The sequence below is a fragment of the Streptomyces longwoodensis genome, assembly GCF_001514125.1.
In the GTDB taxonomy this organism is placed as follows: domain Bacteria; phylum Actinomycetota; class Actinomycetes; order Streptomycetales; family Streptomycetaceae; genus Streptomyces; species Streptomyces longwoodensis.
In genome coordinates this window covers 180,444-205,210 of record NZ_KQ948553.1, presented here as the reverse complement: position 1 = coordinate 205,210, position 24,767 = coordinate 180,444, and the positions used below count along the sequence as shown (strand labels likewise).

General features: G+C 73.7%; 18 protein-coding genes. 13 read left to right on the top strand and 5 right to left on the bottom strand.

Annotation, left to right across the window (positions count from 1 at the left end):
* Positions 1-24: 24 nt before the first annotated feature.
* The 3 genes from AQJ30_RS16015 to AQJ30_RS16005 form a co-directional block, all read right to left on the bottom strand.
* On the bottom strand, positions 25-1,692 hold the full coding sequence (locus AQJ30_RS16015) for a sodium/solute symporter (RefSeq protein ID WP_067233957.1): 1,668 nt from the start codon (positions 1,690-1,692) through the stop codon (positions 25-27).
* Positions 1,689-2,210 carry a DUF485 domain-containing protein gene (locus tag AQJ30_RS16010; RefSeq protein WP_067233955.1) on the bottom strand — a complete coding sequence of 174 codons (522 nt, stop codon included), beginning with the start codon at positions 2,208-2,210 and terminating at the stop codon, positions 1,689-1,691. The genes AQJ30_RS16015 and AQJ30_RS16010 overlap by 4 nt, the downstream gene beginning before the upstream one ends.
* Before the next feature lie 178 nt (positions 2,211-2,388).
* Entirely contained in the window at positions 2,389-3,924 is a 1,536-nt protein-coding gene (locus AQJ30_RS16005) for an MFS transporter (protein WP_067233954.1), read from the bottom strand.
* A 466-nt stretch (positions 3,925-4,390) separates the two neighbouring features.
* On the opposite strand from AQJ30_RS16005, the gene AQJ30_RS16000 reads away from it, so the two are divergent.
* From AQJ30_RS16000 to mfd, 3 genes are all read left to right on the top strand, one after another.
* Positions 4,391-5,179, top strand: a complete 789-nt coding sequence (locus AQJ30_RS16000; RefSeq protein ID WP_067233950.1) for an ABC transporter ATP-binding protein — start codon at positions 4,391-4,393, stop codon at positions 5,177-5,179.
* Entirely contained in the window at positions 5,176-7,755 is a 2,580-nt protein-coding gene (locus AQJ30_RS15995) for an ABC transporter permease (RefSeq protein WP_067233948.1), read from the top strand. The genes AQJ30_RS16000 and AQJ30_RS15995 overlap by 4 nt, the downstream gene beginning before the upstream one ends.
* A gap of 241 nt (positions 7,756-7,996) precedes the next feature.
* Complete coding sequence (gene mfd / locus AQJ30_RS15990) at positions 7,997-11,530, top strand: transcription-repair coupling factor (RefSeq protein WP_067233946.1); 3,534 nt, start codon at positions 7,997-7,999, stop codon at positions 11,528-11,530.
* Positions 11,531-11,628: 98 nt separating this feature from the next.
* Here the strand turns inward: mfd and AQJ30_RS15985 are convergent, their stop codons facing one another.
* On the bottom strand, positions 11,629-11,814 hold the full coding sequence (locus tag AQJ30_RS15985) for an antitoxin (protein WP_067233945.1): 186 nt from the start codon (positions 11,812-11,814) through the stop codon (positions 11,629-11,631).
* Positions 11,815-12,044: 230 nt separating this feature from the next.
* On the opposite strand from AQJ30_RS15985, the gene AQJ30_RS15980 reads away from it, so the two are divergent.
* On the top strand, positions 12,045-12,770 hold the full coding sequence (locus tag AQJ30_RS15980) for an HNH endonuclease family protein (RefSeq protein WP_067233943.1): 726 nt from the start codon (positions 12,045-12,047) through the stop codon (positions 12,768-12,770).
* Positions 12,771-12,857: 87 nt separating this feature from the next.
* The gene (locus tag AQJ30_RS15975) at positions 12,858-13,601 is read left to right on the top strand and encodes an acetyltransferase-like protein (protein ID WP_067233939.1); all 744 of its coding nucleotides are present in this window, start codon (positions 12,858-12,860) and stop codon (positions 13,599-13,601) included.
* A 73-nt stretch (positions 13,602-13,674) separates the two neighbouring features.
* On the opposite strand, the gene AQJ30_RS15970 is transcribed toward AQJ30_RS15975, so the two are convergent.
* Positions 13,675-14,472: a hypothetical protein gene (locus AQJ30_RS15970; RefSeq protein ID WP_067233937.1), complete on the bottom strand. Its 798-nt coding sequence runs from the start codon at positions 14,470-14,472 to the stop codon at positions 13,675-13,677.
* Positions 14,473-14,725: 253 nt separating this feature from the next.
* On the opposite strand from AQJ30_RS15970, the gene AQJ30_RS15965 reads away from it, so the two are divergent.
* From AQJ30_RS15965 to AQJ30_RS15930, 8 genes are all read left to right on the top strand, one after another.
* Positions 14,726-16,750, top strand: coding sequence for an N-6 DNA methylase (locus tag AQJ30_RS15965; RefSeq protein WP_067233935.1), 2,025 nt, complete (start codon positions 14,726-14,728; stop codon positions 16,748-16,750).
* Between the two features lie 161 nt (positions 16,751-16,911).
* Positions 16,912-17,583, top strand: coding sequence for a hypothetical protein (locus AQJ30_RS15960; RefSeq protein WP_067233933.1), 672 nt, complete (start codon positions 16,912-16,914; stop codon positions 17,581-17,583).
* A 38-nt stretch (positions 17,584-17,621) separates the two neighbouring features.
* On the top strand, positions 17,622-19,115 hold the full coding sequence (locus AQJ30_RS15955; RefSeq protein WP_281200940.1) for a serine/threonine-protein kinase: 1,494 nt from the start codon (positions 17,622-17,624) through the stop codon (positions 19,113-19,115).
* Between the two features lie 113 nt (positions 19,116-19,228).
* Positions 19,229-20,059 carry a glycoside hydrolase domain-containing protein gene (locus tag AQJ30_RS15950; RefSeq protein WP_067233929.1) on the top strand — a complete coding sequence of 277 codons (831 nt, stop codon included), beginning with the start codon at positions 19,229-19,231 and terminating at the stop codon, positions 20,057-20,059.
* Between the two features lie 157 nt (positions 20,060-20,216).
* Entirely contained in the window at positions 20,217-20,864 is a 648-nt protein-coding gene (locus AQJ30_RS15945; protein WP_067233928.1) for a SurA N-terminal domain-containing protein, read from the top strand.
* Positions 20,865-21,105: 241 nt separating this feature from the next.
* On the top strand, positions 21,106-22,077 hold the full coding sequence (locus AQJ30_RS15940; RefSeq protein WP_067234732.1) for a nucleoside triphosphate pyrophosphohydrolase: 972 nt from the start codon (positions 21,106-21,108) through the stop codon (positions 22,075-22,077).
* Positions 22,074-23,414 (top strand): cytochrome P450 family protein, encoded by a 1,341-nt coding sequence (locus AQJ30_RS15935; protein ID WP_067233926.1) that lies wholly within the window; start codon positions 22,074-22,076, stop codon positions 23,412-23,414. The genes AQJ30_RS15940 and AQJ30_RS15935 overlap by 4 nt, the downstream gene beginning before the upstream one ends.
* Before the next feature lie 201 nt (positions 23,415-23,615).
* Positions 23,616-24,668 (top strand): LysM peptidoglycan-binding domain-containing protein, encoded by a 1,053-nt coding sequence (locus AQJ30_RS15930; RefSeq protein WP_067233925.1) that lies wholly within the window; start codon positions 23,616-23,618, stop codon positions 24,666-24,668.
* Positions 24,669-24,767: the final 99 nt, after the last annotated feature.

Genomic DNA, 24,767 nt, shown 5'->3' with positions numbered 1-24,767 from the left:
ACCCGCTGCCCTCACCCCCTGCCTTCACGCCCCCCCGCCCCGGCCCCCACGCACCGCGCCCGCCAGGATCCAGCTCTCCACCGCCTCGTACTGGCGGCGCTGTTCCTCCGCCTTCGCGCGGCCCGAGGCGAGGGTGCCGAGCCAGCCGAGGGCGAAGCCGAGCGGGATGGTGACCAGGCCGGTCGTGGTGAACGGGAACCAGTTGAAGTCGGCCTCGGGGAAAGCCGATCCGGGTGAGCCGGAGACCAGCCGGGTGCCCGGCATCACCACCAGCACCGCGAGCGTGCCGCCGATCAGCGTGGCGAGCAGGCCGGTGCGGGTGTAGCGGCGCCAGAAGAGGCTGTAGACCAGCGCGGGGGCGAGGGCCGAGGCGCCGACGCAGAAGCTCAGGGTGACCAGCGGCTGGAGGCTGCGGTGCTGGATTTGCGCGGCCAGCAGCACCGTCGGGACCCCGACGGTCAGCGCGGACAGCCGGGCCAGCAGCATCTCGCGGCTCGGGGACGTCTCGCGCCGCCGGGAGGCGAACACGTCGTGGGCCAGGGAGTTGGCGCAGGCGAGGATCATCCCGGCGACGGAGGCGAGGACGGTCAGGAAGAGCGCGGTGGTGACCGTGGTGAACAGCAGCGTCTCCCCGGTGGAGACGTCCGCGCCGAGGACCGCGCGCGAGCCCAGCAGGTAGGCGGTGTTGCCCTGCGGGTCGGCGCCGGCGATCACGGCCCGGCCGACCAGTGCCGTCGCGCCGAACCCGACGACGGTGATGACCAGCACGAACAGCACCACGCAGGACACCGCCCAGGACAGCGAGCGGCGCACCTGGCGGGCGGTGGAGGCGGTGTACGTGCGCATGGTGATGTGCGGCAGGCAGGCGCCGCCGAGGACCACCGACAGCTCGGCGCTGATCATGTCGAGGTCGGCGTACCTCCCGCCGCCGAACTGCAGGCCGGAGCGGAGGAACGCGTCGCCGACCCCGCTGCCGCGGGCGGCCGCCTCGAACAGGGCGCCGGGCTGCCAGTCGAACCGGGCGAGGACGAGCAGGGCGACGGCGGCGCCGGACCCCAGCAGCATCACGATCTTCACCATCTGGATGAGGGCGGTGCCCTTCATCCCGCCGATCGCCGCGTAGCTGATCATCAGCACGCCCATGCAGACGACACAGCCGGTCTGCAGCGAGTCGCCGGAGAACCCCAGGATGAAGGCGAGCAGTTGGCCGGTGCCGGCGAGCTGCACCAGCATCATCGGCAGCAGTGCGGCGAGCGTGACCGCGCAGGCGGTGATGCGCACCGCCCGCCCCGGCATCCGGCGGGCCAGGACGTCGCCCATGGTGAACCGGCCCGCGTTGCGCAGGGGTTCGGCCAGCAGGAACATCAGCAGCACCAGCGACAGCGCCGTGCTGAGGGCGAGGACGACGCCGTCGTAGCCGGCCAGCGCGATCACGCCGCCGGTGCCCAGCACGGTGGCCGCGGAGATGTAGTCCCCGGCGATGGCCAGGCCGTTGCGCAGCGGGGACAGGGAGCGGTAGCCGGTGTAGAACTCGTCGAGGTCGTCGCGGTCCGGGCCGGTCATCACGCACAGCAGCAGGGTGACGGTGGCGACGGCGGTGAAGGCGACGAGGGACATGGTCTGCGCGCCGCCGCCGAAGTCGGTGACGGTCGCGGCGAGTTCGGCGGGCGCGGCGGGGCGCGGGGCGGTCATCGTCGTGCCTCCCGCCGGGCGTCCACCTCGGCCTGGTGGCGGATGCGCCGGGCCAGCGGGTCGACGTGGCGGTGCGCGGTGAGCTCGTAGACGGCGATCGCCAGCAGCGTGACGGGCAGTTGGGCCAGGGCGAGCAGCAGGCCGGCGGGCAGGCCGTCGGCGACGCGGGCGGTCATCACCGACGGCGCGCACGCCGACAGGACGAGGAAGACGACGAAGTAGCCGAGCGCGGTGAGCGTGGCCACGCGCCGCTGCCACCGGTAGGCGGTGCGCAGGACCCGCAGGTCGCTGTGGTGCCCCAGCGGGGCGTGCTGCGGCGGCCGGCGCGGCGCGGGCGCGGGCGGGGGCGGGGCGGGGGCGGGCTGCCAGGGGTAGGTGAGGTGCGGCGGCTGCGGGGGCGAGAGTGAGGCGTGCGGCGGGGAGGCGGCGTGCGGGGGTGGCGGCGGGGTGCGGTACGGCGGGGAGGCGGCGTAGGGCGGAGGCGTGCGGCGGGGCGGCGGATACGGGTCGTGGGACATCCCGAACTCCTTGCGCGGCTCGGGTCCGTGGCGGCGGACCGCAGGGAGGTTGGGGGGTGCGGGTCACGCACGCTACTCGGCGGTCATCCGCCGCGCGAGGTTTTCGGCAAACTGGGTGGTCGGTATGCGCTTACTGCGCGGGGACCCGGCTGACCTGCGGGTGTTACCGATGGTTACCTCACGGCTCCCCCTGCTCCGGGGTGCCGTGCCCGCCGTCGCCGGGCTCCGCCAGCACCGGGAAGCGCCGCGGGGCCACCAGCAGCAGGACCAGGAAGGCCAGCGCGGCGGCGCAGGCCGCGCCCAGGTAGACCGCGTGCACCGCGTCCGCGACCGCCCGCCGGGTGGCCTCCGCGACGGCGCCGTCGTCCAGCCCGCGCGCGACCGCGTCCAGGTCGCCCGCGCCGCCCAGCCGCGCGGCCAGCACCCCGTTGGCGACCGCGCCGAACAGCGCCGCGCCCACCGTCTGGCCGGTCTGCCGGCAGAACAGCACCGACGCGGTCGTGGTGCCCCGCTCCGACCAGCCCACCGTGGACTGCACCCCGACGATGAGCGGCAGCTGGAACAGCCCGAGCGCCGCCCCGAGCAGCAGCATCAGCAGCGTCGGCTGCCAGGCCGCGCCCGGGTACGGCAGGAACGGGAACGCCAGCAGGACCAGGGCGGCCGCGCCGATGCCGAGCAGCGCGGTGTTGCGGAAGCCGATCCGCCGGTACACGTGCTGGCTCAGCGCCGCCGACACCGGCCAGCTCACCGTCCAGACCGACAGCACGAACCCCGCGGCCACCGGCGCGAGCCCCAGCACCGCCTGGGCGTACGTCGGCAGGAACACCGTCGGCGCCACCATCAGCAACCCCAGCGCGCCCAGCGCGAGGTTGACCGCGGCGATCGTGCGGCGCCGCCACACCCACCCCGGGATGATCGGCTCCGCCGCCCGCCGCTCCACCAGCACCACCACCGCCACCAGGGCGAGACCCAGGCCGAACAGGGCGAGCGAGGGAGCCGACAGCCACGCCCAGGCCACTCCGCCCTGCACCAGCGCGGTCAACAGCGCGCCCCCGCAGGCGAACACCGCCAGCGCGCCCGCCCAGTCGACCCGCGGACGTCCCGCCGACTCCCGCCGCGGCTCGTGCAGGTGACGGACGATCAGCCACAACGCCAGGGTCCCGACGGGCAGGTTGACCAGGAAGATCCACCGCCAGTCCGCGTACGCCGCGAGCACCCCGCCCAGGCCCGGCCCCGCGACCGCGGAGACCGCCCACACCGTGGACAGCTTCGCCTGGATCTTCGGCCGCTCCCGCAGCGGGTAGAGGTCGGCGGCCAGCGTCTGCACCGTGCCCTGGAGCGCCCCGCCGCCCAGCCCCTGCACGACCCGGAACGCGATCAGCGCGCCCATGTCCCACGCCAGCGCGCACAGCAGCGAGCCCAGCAGGAACACCGCCGCGCCCGCCACCAGCACCGGCTTGCGGCCGAAGGTGTCGGACAGCTTGCCGTAGACGGGCAGGGTCACCGTCACGGCCAGCAGGTAGCCGGAGAACAGCCAGGAGAACACCGAGAAGCCGCCGAGGTCGCCCACGATCTGCGGGACGGCGGTGGAGACGATCGTCGAGTCCAGCGCGGCCAGCGCCATGGCCAGCATCAGCGCGGCGACCACGGCCCCCCGCCGGCCGGGCTCCGTGCCCCGCGCGGTGTGCGGTGCCGCCGGTTTCGTGGTCCCCACCGGACCCCCTCCTCGCCTTTCCGGTGCCCCTTGCAGCTATCTGCGGGACACAGCTTCCCACCAGGGGCGCCCGTCGCGGGAGGTGGAGCCCGCCCCGAGGGGCTCTCCACCCGTCGGTGGAGATCCCCTAGGGGTTCCTCCGCACCAGGGGTCGGGGCGGGTTCGTCCCGACGGAGGACGAGAGGGGGGCCCGGCCGTCCTTAACCTGGCTTTACGCCGCGGGGGGCGGGCCGGCCCCACCGTCCGGTGGTGGGGTTAACCCCCCGCGAAGACGGGTCCGGGCACCAGCGCGCGGGACCGGCACCGACCGCCAGACTCTTGGACAGGCCGAAGGGGCCGGGACACCGGGCACCACCGGGACACCGAACCCACCGGTACGACGGCACCACCCGTACGACGGAACGACCCGTACGACCCGCACCGCGCACCGGTGCGGCCATCTGCTGACCGACATAGGAGACTTACCGTGACATCGGCTGTGACCATTCCCAGGCACGGGGGCACTGGAGGGCGTACGGCCGTTGCCGCGCGGGCGCGGCAGGTCGTCAAGTCGTACGGGTCGGGGGAGACCCGGGTCGTCGCGCTCGACCACGTCGACGTGGACATCGCCCGCGGCCAGTTCACCGCGATCATGGGCCCCTCGGGGTCCGGCAAGTCCACCCTGATGCACTGCCTCGCCGGCCTCGACACCGTCACGTCCGGGCAGATCTACCTGGACGAGACCGAGATCACCGGCCTGAAGGACAAGAAGCTCACCCAACTGCGGCGCGACCGCGTCGGGTTCATCTTCCAGGCGTTCAACCTGCTGCCCACGCTGAACGCGCTGGAGAACATCACGCTGCCCATGGACATCGCCGGCCGCAAGCCCGACCGGGCCTGGCTGGACCGGGTCGTGGAGACCGTCGGCCTGGCCGGCCGGCTCAAGCACCGCCCGACCCAGCTCTCCGGCGGCCAGCAGCAGCGCGTCGCGGTGGCCCGGGCCCTCGCCGCGCGCCCCGAGATCATCTTCGGCGACGAGCCGACCGGCAACCTGGACTCGCGGGCCGGCGCCGAGGTCCTCGGCTTCCTGCGCACCTCGGTCGACGAGCTGGGCCAGACCATCGTGATCGTCACCCACGACCCGGTGGCCGCCTCCTACGCCGACCGCGTGCTGTACCTCGCCGACGGCCGCATCGTCGACGAGATGTTCAACCCGACCGCCGAGCAGGTCCTGGACCGCATGAAGGACTTCGACGCCCGGGGGCGCACGTCATGACCGTGCTGAAGACCTCGATGCGCAACTTCTTCGCGCACAAGGGCCGCATGGCCCTGTCCGCGGTGGCCGTCCTGCTGTCGGTGGCCTTCGTCTGCGGCACCCTGGTGTTCACCGACACGATGAACACCACCTTCGACAAGCTCTTCGCCGCGACCTCCTCCGACGTGACGGTCAGCGCCAAGGACGCCTCCGACACCGGTGAGACGACCTCCGACACGGGCAAGCCGCCGGTCATACCGGCCGCCGCGCTCGGCACGGTCCGCTCCGCGCAGGGCGTGGAGGCGGCGGAGGGCACCGTCTTCTCCACCTCGGTGACCGTCGTCGACGCCGACAAGGACAGCCTGTCGCCGTCCAGCGGCGCCCCGACCATCGTCGGCAGCTGGAACGCCAACGACGCCCGCACCATGAAGATCACCTCCGGCGCGGCGCCGCACGGCTCCGGCCAGGTCATGGTCGACGAGGACACCGCCGACAAGCACCACCTGCGGCTCGGCGACGAGATCGCCGTGATCAGCGCCCTCGGCACGCACACCGCGAAGATCTCCGGCATCGCCGCCTTCCAGGTCACCAACCCCGGCGCCGCGATCTTCTACCTGGACACGCCGACCGCGCAGCGCACCCTCGTCGGCGCGACGGACGTCTTCACCAACGTCAACGTCACCGCCGCGGCCGGGGTGAGCGACGCCCAGCTGAAGAAGAACGTCACCGCCGCGCTCGGCGGCGACTACAAGGTGCAGACCGCCAAGGAGACCGCCGACGCCAACCAGGCGAGCGTCGGCGACTTCCTCGACGTGATGAAGTACGCGATGCTCGGCTTCGCCGGGATCGCCTTCCTGGTCGGCATCTTCCTGATCATCAACACCTTCTCGATGCTGGTCGCCCAGCGCACCCGCGAGATCGGCCTGATGCGGGCCATCGGCTCCTCCCGCAAGCAGGTCAACCGGTCGGTGCTGGTGGAGGCCCTGCTGCTGGGCGTCGTCGGCTCGGTCCTCGGCGTCGGCGCGGGCGTCGGCATCGCGGTCGGCCTGATGAAGCTCATGGGCCAGATGGGGATGCACCTGTCGACCGACGACCTCACCGTCGCCTGGACCACCCCGGTCCTCGGCCTCGTCCTGGGCGTCGTCGTCACCGTCCTGGCCGCCTACCTCCCCGCCCGCCGCGCCGGCAAGGTCTCCCCGATGGCCGCGCTGCGCGACGCCCACGCCCCCGCCGACGCCCGGGCCGGACTGGTCCGCGCCGTGATCGGCCTGGTGCTCACCGGCGCCGGCGGCTACGCCCTCTACGTGGCCGCCAACGCCGACAAGGCCAGCGACGGCTCGCTGTGGCTCGGCCTCGGCGTCGTCGCCTCCCTGATCGGCTTCGTCGTGATCGGCCCGCTGCTCGCGGGCGGGGTCGTCCGGGTCCTGGGCGCGGTGCTGCTGCGGGTCTTCGGCCCCGTCGGCCGCATGGCCGAGCGCAACGCCCTGCGCAACCCGCGCCGCACCGGCGCCACCGGCGCCGCACTGATGATCGGCCTGGCGCTCGTGGCCTGCCTGTCGGTGGTCGGCTCCTCCATGGTCGCCTCCGCGACCGACCAGCTCGACAAGACCGTCGGCACCGACTTCATCGTCCAGTCCGACAGCGGGCAGGTCATCACCCCGCAGGCCGTCCAGGCGATCAAGAGCACCCGCGGCCTGGAGCGCGTCACCGAGTACAAGACGCTCGACGCGAACCTGACCACGCCCGACGGCAAGGTCTCCAAGGACGAGACGATCAACGCGGCCGACCCGACGTACGCGAAGGACCTGCGCACCAAGACCGTCGCCGGCGACCTGACCGACGCCTACCGGCCCGACTCGATGTCCGTCTTCGAGGGCTTCGCGAAGGACCACGGCATCAAGCTCGGCTCCACCGTCTCGGTCGCCTTCAAGGACGGCAGGACGGCGAAGCTCACGGTCCGCGCGATCACCAGCGACGACGTCGTGATCGACAAGGGCGCGATGTACGCGTCGATCGCCACCGCCGCCCGGTACGTCCCGGCCGACCGCATGCCGCTCGACCAGCTGGTCTTCGCCACGGCGAAGGAGGGGCAGCAGGACGCCGCCTACACCTCGCTGAAGTCGGCGCTGCACGACTACCCGCAGTACACCGTGCGCGACCAGACCGACTACAAGCAGGCGCTGAAGGACCAGATCGGGCAGCTGCTCAACCTGATCTACGGGCTGCTCGCCCTCGCGATCATCGTCGCGGTCCTCGGTGTGGTGAACACCCTCGCCCTGTCGGTGGTCGAGCGCACCCGCGAGATCGGCCTGATGCGGGCGATCGGCCTCTCCCGCCGCCAGCTGCGCCGGATGATCCGCCTGGAGTCGGTGGTGATCGCCCTGTTCGGCGCGCTGCTCGGCCTGGGCCTGGGCATGGGCTGGGGCGCCACCGCGCAGCAGCTCCTCGCCCTGGAGGGCCTGAAGGTCCTCGACATCCCCTGGCCGACGATCATCGGCGTCTTCATCGGCTCCGCCTTCGTGGGCCTGTTCGCCGCCCTGGTCCCGGCGTTCCGCGCGGGCCGCATGAACGTCCTGAACGCCATCGCGACCGAGTAGCCACCGCCGCCCCCCGCGGCGGCGGAGCACGGGGGACACGGGGGAACGGGGGACACGGGGGAACGGACCCGGTGCCGGGAGTCCTGGGGGACTCACGGCACCGGGTCCGTCGTCTTCTCCCCACCGCCCGGAGGGATCCGGCACCGGCCCGCTCACCGTCGTACGCTGGACACCCAGACCCCCGGCCCGTGACACGCGTCGGGCCCGTCGTGTTGCCCACCCCCCTGGAGAAAGCCCCTCCATGAGCCTGCACGGTCTGCTCGACGCCGTAACAAAGGACACCGCCCTCGCGGAAGCGATCACGGCGGCCCGCGACGGCAACCGCCCGCACGTCGACCTGGTCGGCCCCCCGGCGGCCCGCCCCTTCGCGATCGCCGCCCTGGCGAGGGAGTCGGCCCGCACCGTCCTCGCGGTGACGGCGACCGGCCGCGAGGCGGAGGACCTGGCCGCGGCCCTGCGCTCGCTGCTCCCGCCCGAGGGCGTCGCCGAGTACCCCTCCTGGGAGACCCTCCCGCACGAGCGCCTGAGCCCCCGCAGCGACACCGTCGGCCGCCGCCTGGCCGTCCTGCGCCGCCTGGCCCACCCGCGCACCGACGACCCGGAGACCGGCCCCGTCTCGGTGGTCGTCGCCCCCGTCCGCTCGGTGCTCCAGCCGCAGGTCAAGGGCCTCGGCGACCTGGAGCCGGTCGCCCTGCGCCCGGGGCAGACCGCCGACCTGAACGACGTCGTCCAGGCGCTGGCGGCAGCGGCGTACGCGCGCGTGGAGCTCGTCGAGAAGCGCGGCGAGTTCGCCGTGCGCGGCGGCATCCTGGACGTCTTCCCGCCCACCGAGGAACACCCCCTGCGCATCGAGTTCTGGGGCGACGACGTCGAGGAGATCCGCTACTTCAAGGTCGCCGACCAGCGCTCCCTGGAGATCGCCGAGCACGGCCTGTGGGCGCCCCCGTGCCGCGAGCTGCTGCTCACCGACGACGTGCGCGCCCGCGCGCGTGCCCTCGCCGAGGACCACCCCGAGCTGGGCGAACTGCTCGGGAAGATCGCCGAGGGCATCGCGGTCGAGGGCATGGAGTCGCTGGCCCCGGTGCTGGTCGACGACATGGAACTGCTGCTCGACGTCCTGCCCGGCGGCGCCATGGCCGTCGTCTGCGACCCCGAGCGGGTGCGCACGCGCGCCGCCGACCTGGTCGCCACCTCCCAGGAGTTCCTCCAGGCGTCCTGGGCGGCCACCGCGGGCGGCGGCGAGGCCCCGATCGACGTCGGCGCGGCCTCCCTGTGGTCCATCGCCGACGTCCGTGACCGGGCGCGCGAACTGGACATGATGTGGTGGTCGGTCTCGCCCTTCTCGGCCGACGAGGAGACCGGCACCGACACCCTCAAGCTCGGCATGCACGCCCCGGACACCTACCGCGGGGACACCGCGAAGGCGCTCGCCGACACCAAGGGCTGGCTCGCCGACGGCTGGCGCACGGTGTTCGTCACCGAGGGCCACGGCCCGGCCGCCCGCACCGTCGAGGTCCTCGGCGGCGAGGGCATCGCCGCCCGCCTCGACAACGACCTCGGCGAGATCAGCCCGTCCGTCGTGCACGTCTCCTGCGGCTGCATCGAGTACGGCTTCGTCGACCCCGCGCTCAAGCTGGCCGTCCTCACCGAGACCGACCTGACCGGCCAGCGCACCGCCGGCCGCGACGGCGCCCGGATGCCGGCCCGCCGCCGCAAGACCATCGACCCGCTCACCCTGGAGGCGGGCGACTACATCGTCCACGAGCAGCACGGCGTGGGCCGCTACATCGAGATGGTGCAGCGCACCGTGCAGGGCGCCACCCGCGAGTACCTCGTCGTCGAGTACGCCCCCGCCAAGCGCGGCCAGCCCGGCGACCGCCTGTACATCCCGACCGACCAGCTGGAGCAGATCACCAAGTACGTCGGCGGCGAGGCCCCCACGCTGCACCGGCTCGGCGGCGCCGACTGGACCAAGACCAAGGCCCGCGCGAAGAAGGCGGTCAAGGAGATCGCCGCCGACCTGATCAAGCTGTACAGCGCCCGCATGGCGGCCCCCGGCCACGCCTTCGGCCCGGACACACCCTGGCAGCGCGAGCTGGAGGACGCCTTCCCGTACGCGGAGACCCCCGACCAGCTGACCACCATCGCCGAGGTCAAGGAGGACATGGAGAAGTCGGTCCCGATGGACCGGCTGATCTGCGGCGACGTCGGCTACGGCAAGACCGAGATCGCGGTGCGCGCCGCCTTCAAGTCCGTCCAGGACGGCAAGCAGGTGGCGGTGCTGGTGCCGACGACCCTGCTGGTGCAGCAGCACTTCGGCACGTTCTCCGAGCGGTACGCGCAGTTCCCGGTGAATGTGCGCGCGCTCAGCCGCTTCCAGACCGACACCGAGGCCAAGGCCGTCCTGGAGGGGCTGCGCGACGGCTCGGTGGACGTCGTCATCGGCACCCACCGGCTGTTCTCGTCCGAGACCAAGTTCAAGGACCTGGGCCTGGTCATCGTCGACGAGGAGCAGCGCTTCGGCGTCGAGCACAAGGAGCAGCTGAAGAAGCTGCGCGCCAACGTGGACGTGCTGACCATGTCCGCGACGCCCATCCCGCGCACCCTGGAGATGGCGGTCACCGGCATCCGCGAGATGTCCACGATCACCACCCCGCCGGAGGAGCGCCACCCGGTGCTCACCTTCGTCGGGCCGTACGAGGAGCGGCAGATCGGCGCGGCGATCCGGCGCGAACTGCTGCGCGAGGGCCAGGTCTTCTACATCCACAACCGGGTCGAGTCCATCGACCGGGCGGCCGCCAAGCTGCGCGAGATCGTGCCCGAGGCGCGCATCGCGACGGCGCACGGCCAGATGTCGGAGGCGGCGCTGGAGCAGGTCGTCGTCGACTTCTGGGAGAAGCGGTTCGACGTGCTGGTGTCGACGACGATCGTCGAGTCCGGCATCGACATCTCCAACGCCAACACCCTCATCGTCGAGCGCGGCGACAACTTCGGCCTGTCCCAGCTGCACCAGCTGCGCGGCCGGGTGGGGCGCGGCCGCGAGCGCGGCTACGCCTACTTCCTGTACCCGCCGGAGAAGCCGCTGACGGAGACCGCGCACGAGCGCCTGGCGACCATCGCCCAGCACACCGAGATGGGCGCCGGCATGTACGTGGCGATGAAGGACCTGGAGATCCGCGGCGCGGGCAACCTCCTGGGCGGCGAGCAGTCCGGCCACATCGCGGGCGTCGGCTTCGACCTGTACGTGCGGATGGTCGGCGAGGCGGTGGCCGACTACCGGCGGCAGCTGGAGACGGGCGAGATCGAGGAGGAGGCCCCGCTCGAGGTCAAGATCGAGCTGCCGGTCGACGCGCACGTCCCGCACGAGTACGCGCCCGGCGAGCGGCTGCGCCTGCAGGCGTACCGCGCGATCGCCTCCGCCAACTCCGAGGAGGACATCAAGGCCGTCCGCGAGGAACTCGCCGACCGGTACGGCAAGTTGCCCAAGCCGGTGGAGAACCTGCTGCTGGTGGCGGGCCTGCGGATGCTCGCCCGGGCGTGCGGCGTCGGCGAGATCGTCCTGCAGGGCACCAACATCCGCCTCGCGCCGGTGGAGTTGCGGGAGTCGCAGGAGCTGCGCCTGAAGCGCCTGTACCCCGGCTCCGTCATCAAGCCGGCCGCCCGTCAGGTCCTGGTGCCGCGCCCGAAGACCGCGAAGGTCGGCGGCAAGCCGCTGGTCGGCCGCGAACTGCTGGGCTGGGTGGGCGAGTTCCTGGCGTCGGTGCTGGGCTCGTGACGTGAGGGGGCCCGGCAGGGGGTGGTCGGCTCGACGCCGCCCTGCCGGGCCCGGGGTCCCTCGGGGACCCGGGGGAGTGCCCGGGGTCCGGACACGGCCTAAGGCTGTTCGGGCCGGTCGCGGTCCATGTTGAGCGCGCCCTCCGCCTTGCGCTGCGCGTCGTCGACCTGGCCCTCGTACTTGCCGCCCGTCCTCTCGTTCACCTTCTTCTCGGCGGCGTCGGACAGGGACCCCGCCTTGTCCTGCGCCTGGCGGTTGCTCTTGAACCTGTCGAAGATGCCCATCCAGAGCTCCTTCCGGGGGTGACTCCTCACTCGACCATATGCACGGGTTGCCCGGCTCGACCACTTGTGGGCGGATGTGGTCCAGACCTCCTGACGGGCCCCGCACCCGCGCTGGCTACGGTGTACGGGCCGTCACCCGGGGAATCCGCCCTGTGGTGGGCGGACCGCACCGCCGGGCAGGCGGGAACAGGCGGGAAACAGGCGGGAACTGGTGGGAAGGGGAGGGACGCGTGAAGCGTCTGAGGGGTGGGGCGGCGATCGCCGTGGTGCTGCTGTGCACGCTCACGGGCTGCAAGGACGACCTCGCGGGGAACGGCACCGCGGGACCCGGCGGTACACCCGCCGCGACCGGGGGCGCCGCGCTCACGGCGGCCGACGCCCTGACGGTCAAGGGCAGGGCGCCCAAGACCGGTTACGAGCGCGAGAAGTTCGGCACCGCCTGGGCGGACACCGACTCCAACGACTGCGACACCCGCGACGACATACTGAAGCGGGACCTGGAGGAGGTCCGGTTCACCGCCGGCCAGTGCAAGGTGTCGTACGGCGTCCTGGAGTCGGACCCCTACTCCGGCAAGTCCGTCACCTACCGGCGCGGCCGCAGCCAGGTCGACATCGACCACGTCGTCGCCCTCTCCGACGCCTGGCAGAAGGGCGCCAAGTACTGGGACGCGAGCAAGCGCATCGCCCTCGCCAACGACCCGTTGAACCTGGTGGCCGTCGACGCGAGCACCAACCGTTCCAAGGGCGACGGCGACACGGCGACCTGGCTCCCCCCGAACAAGGCGTACCGCTGCACCTACGTCGCCGCGCAGGTCGCGGTGAAGAGGAAGTACGGCCTGTGGGTCACGGCCGCGGAGAAGTCCGCGATGAAGAAGGTCCTCGCCACCTGCCCCGGCCAGAAGCTCCCCACCGGCGGCAACCCGACGAAGGCCCCGGAACGCTTCCGCGCGGGCTGAACCCGCCGAGCAGCCCCGGGCGAGCCCGCCGGGCACCGCCACGAAAACGGCTTTCCCGCCCCGGCCCCGCGTCCCTACGGTGACCGCATGCAGGTCACCGTCTCCTCCCTCGCCGACCGCCCCGACCTCGTCGACGCGGTGCTCGGCATGCCCGACACCTGGGCCGAGTTCACCACCCAGGACCCGGTGGGCACCGCCCACTACCCGCGGATCCCCCGGGAGTTCCCCGAGTACGTGGCGGTCGCGCAGGACGAACGCGGCGAGGTCGTGGCGCACGCCTTCAGCGTCCCTTTCCGCCTGCACGCCGAGGGCCGGGGCGAGTTGCCCGCGCGCGGCTGGGACCAGGTGCTGCTGTGGGCCTTCGCCGACCTGCGCTGCGGGACCGTCCCGGACACCGTGAGTGCCGTGTCGGTCGTCGTCGCGCCGCACGCCCAAGGGCTCGGCCTGTCCGGCCGCATGCTCGGCGCGCTGCGCGACACCGCCCGCGCCCGCGGCTTCTCCGAGGTCGTCGCCCCGGTGCGGCCCAACGCCAAGCACCTCGAACCGCGCACGCCCATCGAGGAGTACGCCCGCCGGGTGCGGGAGGACGGGCTGCCCGCCGACCCGTGGCTGCGGGTCCACGCCCGCGCCGGGGCCGTGGTCGAGCGGATCGCCCCCGTCTCCATGACCGTCGCCGCCCCGCTGGCGGACTGGCGCCGCTGGACCGGGCTGCCCTTCGACACCGAGGGCCTCGTCGAGGTGCCCGGCGCGCTCGTGCCCGTGCACTGCGTACCCGAGCGGGACTACGCCGTGTACGTCGAGCCCAACGTGTGGATGCGGCACCCGCTGTGAGCGGCACCGCGACGGTGCGGCCGGGCCGGTCGTGCGGCGGCGTGCGGCAGCGCCGGTCGCGGGGGCGTGCGGGTCAGCCCAGCTCGTCCAGGTCGAGGATCGTGCCGCTCGGCTTCTGCGCCGGGACGGGCTTCTCGTAGTCGCTGAAGGCGAGCGTGCCGGGGTCGCCCGCGGACGCGCTGTCGATGCGCAGCAGGTACGGCTCGCCCTGGGTGGCGACGTACACCGTGTACCGGTCCTTGCCGTCCTGCTCGGTGAGCACGATCGCGGGCGTGCCGTCGACGGTGGTCGTCCTGCCGCGCGTCGCCGCCGAGGAGCCCTCGTCGGCGCCGCCGAGCACGGTGTCCAGGTCGCAGAAGCCGGAGATGTCCATGGCGTCCTTGCCGGTGGCGGACGTCCTGGTCCACTTCCCGGCGAGCATGTTCACCACGGCGTCCGTGGTGTCCTTCGACTCGCCCTTGCTCTGGGCGCGCAGGAACGCCTCGTCGTACTTCATGTAGATCGTGTCGCCGGTCTTGATCAGGTCGGCCCTGCCCTGGCCGTTCATGCTCAGCGAACCGGCGCACTCGCCCTTCTTGTCCAGGGCGACGTCCAGGGTGATGGTGCCGCCGCTCTCCTCGTCGGGGACGTCGCCCTTCAGGCGCAGCGACGAGGCGCCCGTGGTGGCGGTCAGGGCCCGGTCGGCGATCTGGCCGCCGGTCAGCCCGGCGAAGGGTTCCTTCTCCTTCTCCTTCTCCTTGGCCGCCGGCGAGGCGCTCACGCCGCCGGTCCGGGAGGCGCCGTCGGACGAGTCCGACCCCGACTGGCAGCCGGTGAGCGCGGTGGCCGTCGCGGCGGCGATGCAGAGGGCGGCGAGTGTGGTGCGACGCATGGCGATTCCTTGGCGTGTGGGACCTGATGGACGGAACGGGACGAGTGCGCAGACGGACGCTGCGTAAGCGGACACGGGTGCCCCGGGCGTCCCCTGTGCGCCCGGGGCGCCGTCCGCGAGGTCAATGACAGCATGTGCTGTGAACCGAGTCAACACGGTTCACAGCACCGGACCGGTACACGTGCGTGAAGGGGTCCGTCTTGTGTGCGTCGGTATGCTCGGCCGTCACAGGGCGACGAGGGGAGCGGGGCGGGTGCAGGACAACGCGACAGAGGTGACCGCGGCCGGGATCGCACGGCTCGCGGGCGTCGGCCGTGCCGCCGTCAGCAACTGGCGCCGCCGGCACGCCGACTTCCCCAAGCCCGTGGGCGGCAGCGAGACCAGCCCCTCCTTCGCCCTCGCCGAGGTCGAGGACTGGCTGCGCCGCCAGGGCAAGCTCGCCGAGGTCCCGCTGCGCGAACGCGTCTGGCAGCAGCTCGCCGGCCACCCGGAGGGCCCGGTCACCGGACTCGTCCACGCCGGCTGCGTCCTGCTGCTCATCCACGCCCGCCCCACGGTCTGGCTGGAGATCAGCAAGGGCCGCGACGAACGCCTCGCCGCCCTGCTGCCGGAGGCGCTGGAGCAGGTGCTCCCCGCCGGGCCCGCCGAACGGCCCGCCCTGCGGCCGCCCACCGCCCCGCGCCTGCTGCCCTCGGTGCCGCTGCTGCGCGGCGTGGCCGACCTGGCCGCCGAACTCGGCGCGCGCCGGGCCTTCGAGTTCCTGGTCGGCCGTCACCTCGACGCCAACCCGCGCCAGTACACGCTCACCCCCGCCGAACTCGCCCGCCTGATGGCCGACCTCGCTGGACCCGCCCGCACCGTCCTCGACCCGGCCTGCGGCACCGGAGCCCTGCTGCGGGCCGTCGACCCGCGCCCCGACCAGGAGCTGTACGCCCAGGACAGCGCGCCCGACCTCGCCGCGCTCACCGCCCTGCGCCTCGCCATCGGCACCCGCGCCACCGTGCACGCCGCCGTCGGCGACACCCTGCGCGCCGACGCCCACCCCGGCCTGCGGGCCGACGCGGTGCTGTGCCACCCGCCGTTCAACGAGCGCAACTGGGGCCACGACGAACTCGCCTACGACGCCCGCTGGGAGTACGGCTTCCCGGCCCGCACCGAGTCCGAGCTGGCCTGGGTGCAGCACGCGCTGGCCCGGCTGCGTGCGGGCGGCACCGCCGTGCTGCTGATGCCGCCCGCCTCCGCCTCCCGCCGCTCCGGCCGCCGCATCCGCGCCGACCTGCTGCGTCGGGGGGCGCTGCGCGCGGTCGTCGCGCTGCCGACCGGCGCGGCACCGCCGTACAACCTGCCGCTGCACCTGTGGGTGCTGCGCCGGCCCGAGCAGGTGCCCGCGCAGCCGCGGGTGCTGCTGGTGGACGCGGGACGGTTCACCGGCGAGGGGCGCGGCGGGCCCGACTGGGACGCCGTGCGCGAGGCCGTCCTGGACGCCTGGCGGACCACCGACCGCACCGGCGACCTGGAGGAACGGCCGGGCCTGGCCCGCACCGTGCCGGTCATCGACCTGCTCGACGACGACGTCGACCTCGCCCCGGCCCGCCACCTGCCCCCGCCCGCCGTGGCCGACGGCGCGGCGGCCCTCGCCGCCGTGCGCGAGCGGCTGGGGGAGACGCTGCGGCTGACGGCCGACCTCACCCCGCCGCCCGCCGACACGGGGCGGCCCGCGCACTGGCCGCTCACCACCGTCGGCGAACTCGCGCGCGGGGGAGCCCTGACGATGAGCACCGGCGGCAGCGGCGGCCACGCGCGCGTACCCGTCCTCACCGACCACGACGTGCTCGCCGGCACCGCCCCCTCCGGCACGCTCCCCGAGAGCGACGGGGAGGCGGTGCTCACCCGGCCCGGCGACGTCGTCGTCCCGGTTCTCGGCGGCGGCGCGGTGGCGCGGGTGGTCGACGGGTCCACCGCGGGCGCCGCCCTGGGACGCAACCTCGTGCTGCTGCGCCCCGAACCGGCCGAGCTGGACCCCTGGTTCCTCGCCGGGTTCCTGCGCGGGACCGCCAACCACCGCCAGGCCAGCAGCTACGCCTCCACGGCCACCCGGCTGGACGTGCGGCGCCTGCAGCTGCCCCGGCTGCCGCTGGAGGAACAGCGGCGCTACGGCGCCCGGTTCCGCGCCCTGGACGAGTTCGAGCGCGCGCTGCGCCGGGCGGGCCGGCTCGGCGACCAGCTGCTGCGCGGCATGTACGACGGCCTCACGGACGGCTCGGTCGCCCCGGACTGAGCCGCGTGAGCCCTGGGCGGAGGCCCGCGCGCCCGTCCGCGCCTCACCGGAAGCGATCAGTGCGGCAACGGTTCGGTACATCCCGGACCCCGTTGTCCGTGTCGGCCTATACGCTCAAGGCCTCACGTCGACGTCCAGCCACCCCCGGTTCAGGAGCAGCCATGTACGGCCACGGCGCGGTGCCGCCCTCACGCAGCGCGGGAACCGTCATCACCCTGCGCGTGCTGTTCGCCGCCGCCGGCTTCCTGTCGTGCGGCCTGCTCGCGTGCATGCCGCTGTTCCGCGTCGCCGCGCTGCGCGGCCGGTGGTACGACTGGACGGCGGCCTACGTGAGCCTGCCGCTGTCCATCGGCGCGCTGGCGGTGGTCGGTTCGGTCCCCGAGACGGACGTGCGCAGCGACATCGCGCTCGCGACCGCGCTGATCCTCGGCGCCGCGGCGGCGGCCTACTTCGTGATGGTCGACGTCCAGCTGGGCCGGCGGCCGCAGTTCGGCCCCGGACCGCAGGGTCCCGGCGCGCACGGCCCCGCCGCCCCCACGGTGTTCGGTTACGCCCAGCCCACGCCGCCGGTCTCGCCGTACGCGACCACGCACGTGCCGCAGCAGCCGCCCGCCACCCCGGTGCCCCACCCGCACACCCCGATACCCCAGCCGCACACGCCCGTGCCCCAGCCGCCGCCCGCCCACGGCTCCACGGCCCCGGGCCCCGTCCCGCCGCCGCAGCGCCCCGCGCCCGCCCGCATCGACCAGGTGCGCGCGGAGCTGGACGAGCTCAGCGACTTCCTGCGCAAGCAGGAGGGCCGGCCCGGCGGTGACCACGAGGGCGGCCGGTGACCGGGACGGCCGGACGCGTCGTCGGCGACCGGTACGAACTGGCCACGCTCCTCGGGCAGGGCGGCATGGGCCAGGTCTGGACGGCCTACGACCGGCGCCTGGACCGGCGCGTCGCGGTGAAGCTGCTGCGCCCCGACAAGGTGGCCGGCGCCGAGGCCGCCGAGCTGCGCCGCCGGTTCCTGCGCGAGTGCCGGGTGACCGCGCAGGTCGACCACCCCGGCCTGGTCACGGTGCACGACGCGGGCAGCGAGGGCGAGGAGCTGTTCCTCGTCATGCAGTACGTCGACGGCGCCGACCTCTCCGACCACCTGGCCGAGCACGACCCGTACCCGTGGCCGTGGGCGGTCGCGGTGGCCGCGCAGCTGTGCGCGGTGCTCAGCGCCGTGCACGCGGTGCCGATCGTGCACCGCGACCTCAAGCCGCGCAACGTGATGGTGAAGCAGGACGGCACGGTCACCGTCCTGGACCTGGGCGTCGCGTCCGTGATGGACAGCGATACCACCCGTCTGACGCACACCGGTTCGCCGATCGGGTCGCCCGCGTACATGGCGCCGGAGCAGGCCATGGGCGGCGCGGTGGGCCCGTACACCGACCTGTACGCGCTCGGCGTGCTGCTGCACGAACTGCTCAGCGGTGACGTGCCGTTCGCCGGTTCCACCGCGCTGGGCGTGCTGCACCGGCACCTGTACGAGCCGCCGGTCCCCGTGCGCCGGCTGCGCCCCGAGGTGCCGGAGGCCCTGGAGAACCTGGTGCTGCGGCTGCTGGCGAAGGACCCGCAGCACCGGCCCGCCTCGGCGCAGGAGGTGTACGAGGACCTGGCGCTGCTGCTCCCCGCGCGCGGGATGCCCACCGGGGCGCCGCTGGACCCGACGCGTCCCTTCCTGCGCCCGCACGCCCCCTGGCCGGACCGCGCGCGCACGCCCGCGCCGCAGCCCGCCCCCGCGACCCCGGTGCCCGGCGCGCCCGGCAAGCCGGACGTGGCGGACGCCGTGGACGAGGTCAAGCGCCTGCTGGGGGAGGGCCGGATCACCCAGGCCGTCGACATCCTCAGCGCGATCCTCCCGGCCGCCGCCGAACAGCACGGCGAGCACTCACCGGTGGTGCGCACCCTGCGCAAGCAGTACGCGGCCACCCTCATGGACGACGGCCAGTACCGGCGTGCGCTGCCCGAACTGCGCCGCCTGGCCGCGGAACGCGCCGCCGAGGCCGGTCACGCCGACCCGCAGGCGCTGCGCTTCCGCTTCGACGTGGCCCAGTGCCTGGAACAGCTCGGCGACCCCGCGGCGGCGCTCGCCGAGTACCGCACGCTGCTGCCGTACTACGAGAACCAGTACGTCTTCACCGACCCCGAACTCGCCCACGACGTCCGCCGCCGCATCGGCCAGCTGCTCCTCGCCGTCGGCGACCGGGGCGCCGCGCACGACACGCTGATCCGGCTCCTGCACGACGTGGAACGCCTGCGCGGCCCCGGCCACCCGCTCGCCGCGGAGGTCCACCGCACCCTGCAATGGCTGGGGCAGGTGCGCGGGTAGCGCGGGTGACGCGGTTGGGGGGAGGCCCGCGGAGTCACCGGACAGCGGGTGCATAGGGTGACGGCGGGGGTGCGCACGCACACGCGCGCGCCGTGAACACGAATGGGGTGGGGATGGCCGAGCACCGGCAGTCCAAGAAGCGCCGATACATCGCCTGGACCGTGGCCGGGGCCGCCGTGGTCGCCGGGGGCGGGATCGCCGCGCAGCAGTCCATGGCCGCCACCACCTGGCCGGCCCAGAAGACCTACACCGGCCGCGCCTTCGACACCTGCACCGCGCCCTCGCCGAGCGCGATGAAGGCGTGGAAGACCGACGGCTACTACGGCGCCGCCGCGGTCTACATAGGTGGCGCGAACCGCGGCTGCGCCCAGCCCAACCTCACCGCGTCCTGGGTGAAGTCGGTCAACTCCGCGGGCTGGAAGCTCATCCCGCTCTACGTCGGCGCCCAGCCGCCCTGCCAGACGAGCGCCAACCCGGAGAAGCTGACCGCGGCCACCGCCGCCTCCCTCGGCGCGAAGGACGCGGCCGACGCGGTCGCCAAGGCGTCGGCGCTCGGCATGAAGGCCGGCAGCCCGGTCTACCTCGACATGGAGCCGTACGACATCACGAACAAGGCGTGCAACGACGCGGTGCTGACGTATGTGCGCGCGTTCACGAAGACCCTGCGCGGCAAGGTCTACCGCGGCGGCTACTACGGCTTCAGCAGCTCCAGCGCCAAGGCGATCGCCACGGCCACGAACAAGACGGACCTGCCGGGCAACCTCTGGTACGCGCTGTGGGACAAGCAGCAGACGACCACCGCCGACTGGCCCTGGGGCGCCACCCAGTTCACCGGCCACAGCCGCGGCCACCAGTACCTGGTGAACAGCAAGGAGACGCGCGGCGGCTACACGCTCACCGTCGACCGCGACGCGTGGGACGCACCGGTCGCGATCGTCGGCTGACCCCCGGGCGCGGCCCCGGCCATCGCGCGTCGGTGCGGCGGTGCCTGAAGTCCCGGTGAATCGTTGGTCCAATGGGTTGGCCCCAGCCGTCCCACTGCCTACCATCGATCACCGCAAGACTTTGTGCACCGTCGCACAATCTCCTCGGGAGGTTTCCTTGCACCGCCGTCGCCGCACCGCGCTCCTGCTGTCCGCCGCGCTCATCGCGGCCGGCCCCCTCCTCACCGCCTGCGGCAACGACGCGCACCCGGGCGCCGCGGCGGTGGTCGGCGACCAGCGGATCACCGTCTCCCAGCTCCAGGGCCGGGTGGACGAGGTGCGCGAGGCCCAGCGCGCGGCCGTCCGGGACGACGCCCAGTACGCGCAGGCCGTCGCCCAGACCGGCACCCTCGCCCGGGACACCCTGCACGGCATGGTCCTGGACCGGGTGCTGGAGCGCGCCGCGCGCGACGCGGGCGTGACCGTCAGCCGGGGCGAGGTCCAGACGATGCGGTCCGACCTGGAGAAGCAGGCGGGCGGCGCGAAGGCCCTGGAGACGGCCTGGCTCCAGCAGTACGGCGTCCCGCCGCAGCGCCTCGACGACAACCTCCGCCTCCAGCTCCAGGCCCAGAAGCTCGCGCAGAAGCTGGGCACCGACACCAGCCGGCCCGAGTTCTGGGGCGCCCTGGCGAAGGCGTCGAAGGACCTCGGCGTCGACCTCAACCCGCGCTACGGCAGCTGGGACGTCCAGAAGGTCAGCCGGGTGGACGCCGACACGCCGTGGGTGCGCGAGGTGACGACGGCGGGGCAGAAGCAGTCGGCCTGATCGGCTCCGGCGTCCGGCGTCCGTGGTCCGTGGTCGGCGTCCGCGTCGGCGGGCGCAGGACGGCTCCGGTCGGTGTGATCGTACGACCGCACCTGCTGCCTGTGGACAACGCCGCGAGGCCGTCGGCGGTGTGGGTTACGTTCGAAGCGTGAACGATGTGACCGCCTCCGCCGCCGCCCCCGGTTCCCCGGACGCCCGCCGCCCCGCCGACCCCACCGGCACCGCCACCGGCCGGGTCGTCCTGCTCACCACCAGCCACCGCGTCGCCCCCGGCCTGCTGTCCTGGCCGGCCTGGGAGGCGCTGCGCACGGCGGACCGCGTGCTGTGCGCGGACGGCGCCCACCCCCAGCTGCCGTACCTGCGCGAGGCCGGGATCACCGTCGAGGAGGCGTCGCCGACGGCCGAGGAACTGGTCGCGGCCTGCGCCGGCGGCCGCACGGCGGTCGTGGTGGCCACGGGGGAGGGCGAGCCGGCCCTCACCGACGGCCTGGCCCGGCTGGCCGGCTCCGGCCGGGTCGCCCTGCCCGAGCTGGAACTGCTCCCCGCCTCGTACGACCTCCCCGGCGCGCGCCTGCTCGACCTCGTGCAGGTCATGGACCGGATCCGCGCCGAGTGCCCCTGGTCGTCCCGGCAGACCCACCGGGGCCTGGCCAAGTACGCGGTGGAGGAGTCGTACGAGCTGGTCGAGGCCATCGAGGACGGCGACCGCGACGAACTGCGCGAGGAACTGGGCGACGTCCTGCTCCAGGTGGTCTTCCACGCCCGGATAGCCCAGGAGGACGAGGAGGCGCCCTTCTCCGTCGACGACGTCGCCGCCACGATCGTCGCCAAGCTGATCCACCGCCACCCCCATGTCTTCGGCGACGCGACCGCGACCACCCCCGAGGAGGTCAAGGAGCACTGGCTGCGCACCAAGGCGGCGGAGAAGCGGCGCGAGTCCGTCACCGACGGCGTGCCGCTGCACCAGCCCGGCCTGGCCCTCGCCGCCAAGCTGGCGTCCCGGGTGCGCACCGCGGGCCTGGGCGTCCCCCTGCCCGCCGGCGAGGGCCTCGGCTACGACCTCCTCGCCCTGGCGGCCCGCGCCGAACGCGAGGGCGTCGACCCGGAGGCGGCCCTGCGCGCGGCGGCCCGCGCGTACCGGGACGCGATCCGGGAGGCGGAGGGCCTCCCCGCGCACCCCGCGGACACCCCCACGGATACCGTCGATCGGTGACAGCCCAGCCCCACCCCCCGACCCCACCGACCGGCCCGACCCCACCGACCGGCCCGGCGTCCTGCCCCGTCGCCCCGGACCCGCCCGGAGCCCCCGCCCCCGAACTCTTCACCTGGGAGTTCGCCGCCGACCCCTACCCCGCCTACGCCTGGCTGCGGGAGCACGCGCCCGTGCGGTGGACCCGGTTGCCGAGCGGGGTGGAGGCCTGGCTGGTCACCCGGTACGGGGACGCCAAGCAGGCGCTGGCCGACCCGCGGCTGAGCAAGAACCCGGCGCACCACGACGAGCCCGCGCACGCGAAGGGCAAGACCGGCATCCCGGGCGAGCGCAAGGCCGAGCTGATGACCCATCTGCTCAACATCGACCCGCCGGACCACACCCGGCTGCGCCGGCTCGTCAGCAAGGCGTTCACCCCGCGCCGGGTGGCCGAGTTCGCGCCCCGGGTGCAGGAGCTGACGGACGGCCTCATCGACCGGTTCGCGCGGACCGGCTCGGCGGACCTCATCCACGACTTCGCCTTCCCGCTCCCCATCTACGCCATCTGCGACCTGCTGGGCGTCCCGCGCGAGGACCAGGACGACTTCCGGGACTGGGCCGGGATGATGATCCGGCACGGCGGTGGCCCCCGGGGCGGGGTCGCCCGGTCCGTGAAGAAGATGCGGGGGTACCTCTCCGAGCTGATCCACCGCAAGCGCGAGGCGCTGCCCGCCGACCCGGTGCCCGGCGAGGACCTCATCTCCGGGCTCATCCGCGCCTCCGACCACGGCGAGCACCTCACGGAGAACGAGGCCGCGGCGATGGCGTTCATCCTGCTGTTCGCCGGTTTCGAGACCACGGTCAACCTCATCGGCAACGGCACGTACGCCCTGCTCACCCACCCCGGGCAGCGCCACCGGCTCCAGGAGTCCCTGGCGCGCGGCGAGCGCGGGCTGCTGGAGACGGGCGTGGAGGAACTCCTGCGCTTCGACGGGCCGGTGGAGCTGGCCACCTGGCGGTTCGCCACCCGGCCGCTCACCCTCGGCGGCCAGGACATCGCCCCCGGCGACCCGGTGCTCGTCGTCCTGGCCGCCGCCGACCGCGACCCGGCGCGCTTCGCCGACCCGGACGTGCTGGACCTCTCGCGCCGCGACAACCAGCACCTCGGCTACGGGCACGGCATCCACTACTGCCTCGGCGCCCCGCTGGCCCGGCTGGAGGGCCAGACCGCGCTGGCCACCCTGCTCACCCGGCTATCCGACCTGCAACTCGCCGCCGATCCGGCCGAGTTGAGGTGGCGCGGCGGGCTCATCATGCGCGGTCTGCGCGCGTTGCCCGTGTCGTTCACACCTGACCCGTAATCAACCGGGGTGCGGGGCGGGGGTGTCACGGGCGGACGTGAAGATGACACGCGTTCAACTTTGTGATCTTCACGTGATCCGCGCGGCATGAACTTGTGACAAGTGATCGTCTGCCGATACGTTCACCCCTCAGCGCGGCGACCCGCACGTGCCCACGGCACCCGCCGCGCCGGTCAGTGCTGTCTCGAGAAAGGCCCCCGCATGCTCTCCGGGAACGGTCGTCACCGTCGCCCCCGTCAGGCCCCGGCCCTCCTCGTCGCGGCCGGCGTCACCGGATCGGCCATTGCCATCCCGCTCCTCGCCGCCTCCGGCGCCAGCGCGGCGGACGGCACGGTCTGGGACAGGGTCGCCGAGTGCGAGTCCGGGGGCTCCTGGAGCGCCGACACCGGCAACGGCGAGTACGGCGGCCTGAGTCTGACCCAGGCCGACTGGGAGTCGTACGGCGGACTGGCCTACGCCCAGAGCCCCGACCAGGCCAGCCGCAACCAGCAGATCGCCGTCGCCCAGAAGGTCCTCGCCGACCAGGGCGTCGGGGCCTGGGGCACCTGTGGCCTGACGTCGGGACTGACCCAGCGGAACGGCGCGCTGGGCGTGGACACCGGCGTGGCCGGCGACGCGTCGCAGGCGCCGCTTCCCGGCGGGTTGTCCGACTCCTCCAAGGAGACCACCGGTTCCACCGGTTCGGGTGATTCGTCCGAGTCGTCCGGGTCGGCGTCCTCCACTCCGGCCGGCGACACGGGGGCCACCCCGTCCGACTCCGCCTCTTCCAAGCCCTCTTCGCCCTCTTCGTCCGTTCCGTCGGACACGTCCGCGACGCCGGGAACCTCCACCGGTGCGGAGCAGGGCGACGCCGCCGCGCGGACGCCCGACAGCTCGCCCACGGGCAGCCCGTATGCGGACACTCCGGACAAGTCCGAGCAGGGCGTGGGGTCCTGGAGCCTCGTCGACACCAGCGCCGCGGCCGACACGACGGACAGCGCGCCCGCCGCGGCGTCCGGCACCGGCAAGCACCGGGGCGGCAGCGCCGAGGAGACCCCGGCCGAGGACGGCACCAGCACCGCCTCCGTCGGCCGCCACGCGTCCCCCGTCGGTGAGGGCTACCTCGTCCACCCGGGTGACTCCCTCGAGTCCATCGCCGACTCCCTTGACCTCGCGGGCGGGTGGCGTGCGCTGTACGAGGCGAACAAGGACGTCATCGGGGCCGACCCGAGCAGTATCGTCCCCGGTCAGACCCTGTCTCTAGGGGTTGAATAGGGCGAAAAGCACCGGGAGTTCACGTCACGCTTCGCCGCCAATTGTCCGGTTTGGCGAAAGTGTGGGATGAGTCTCAGAAGCCCTGATCGTCTTTGAAAT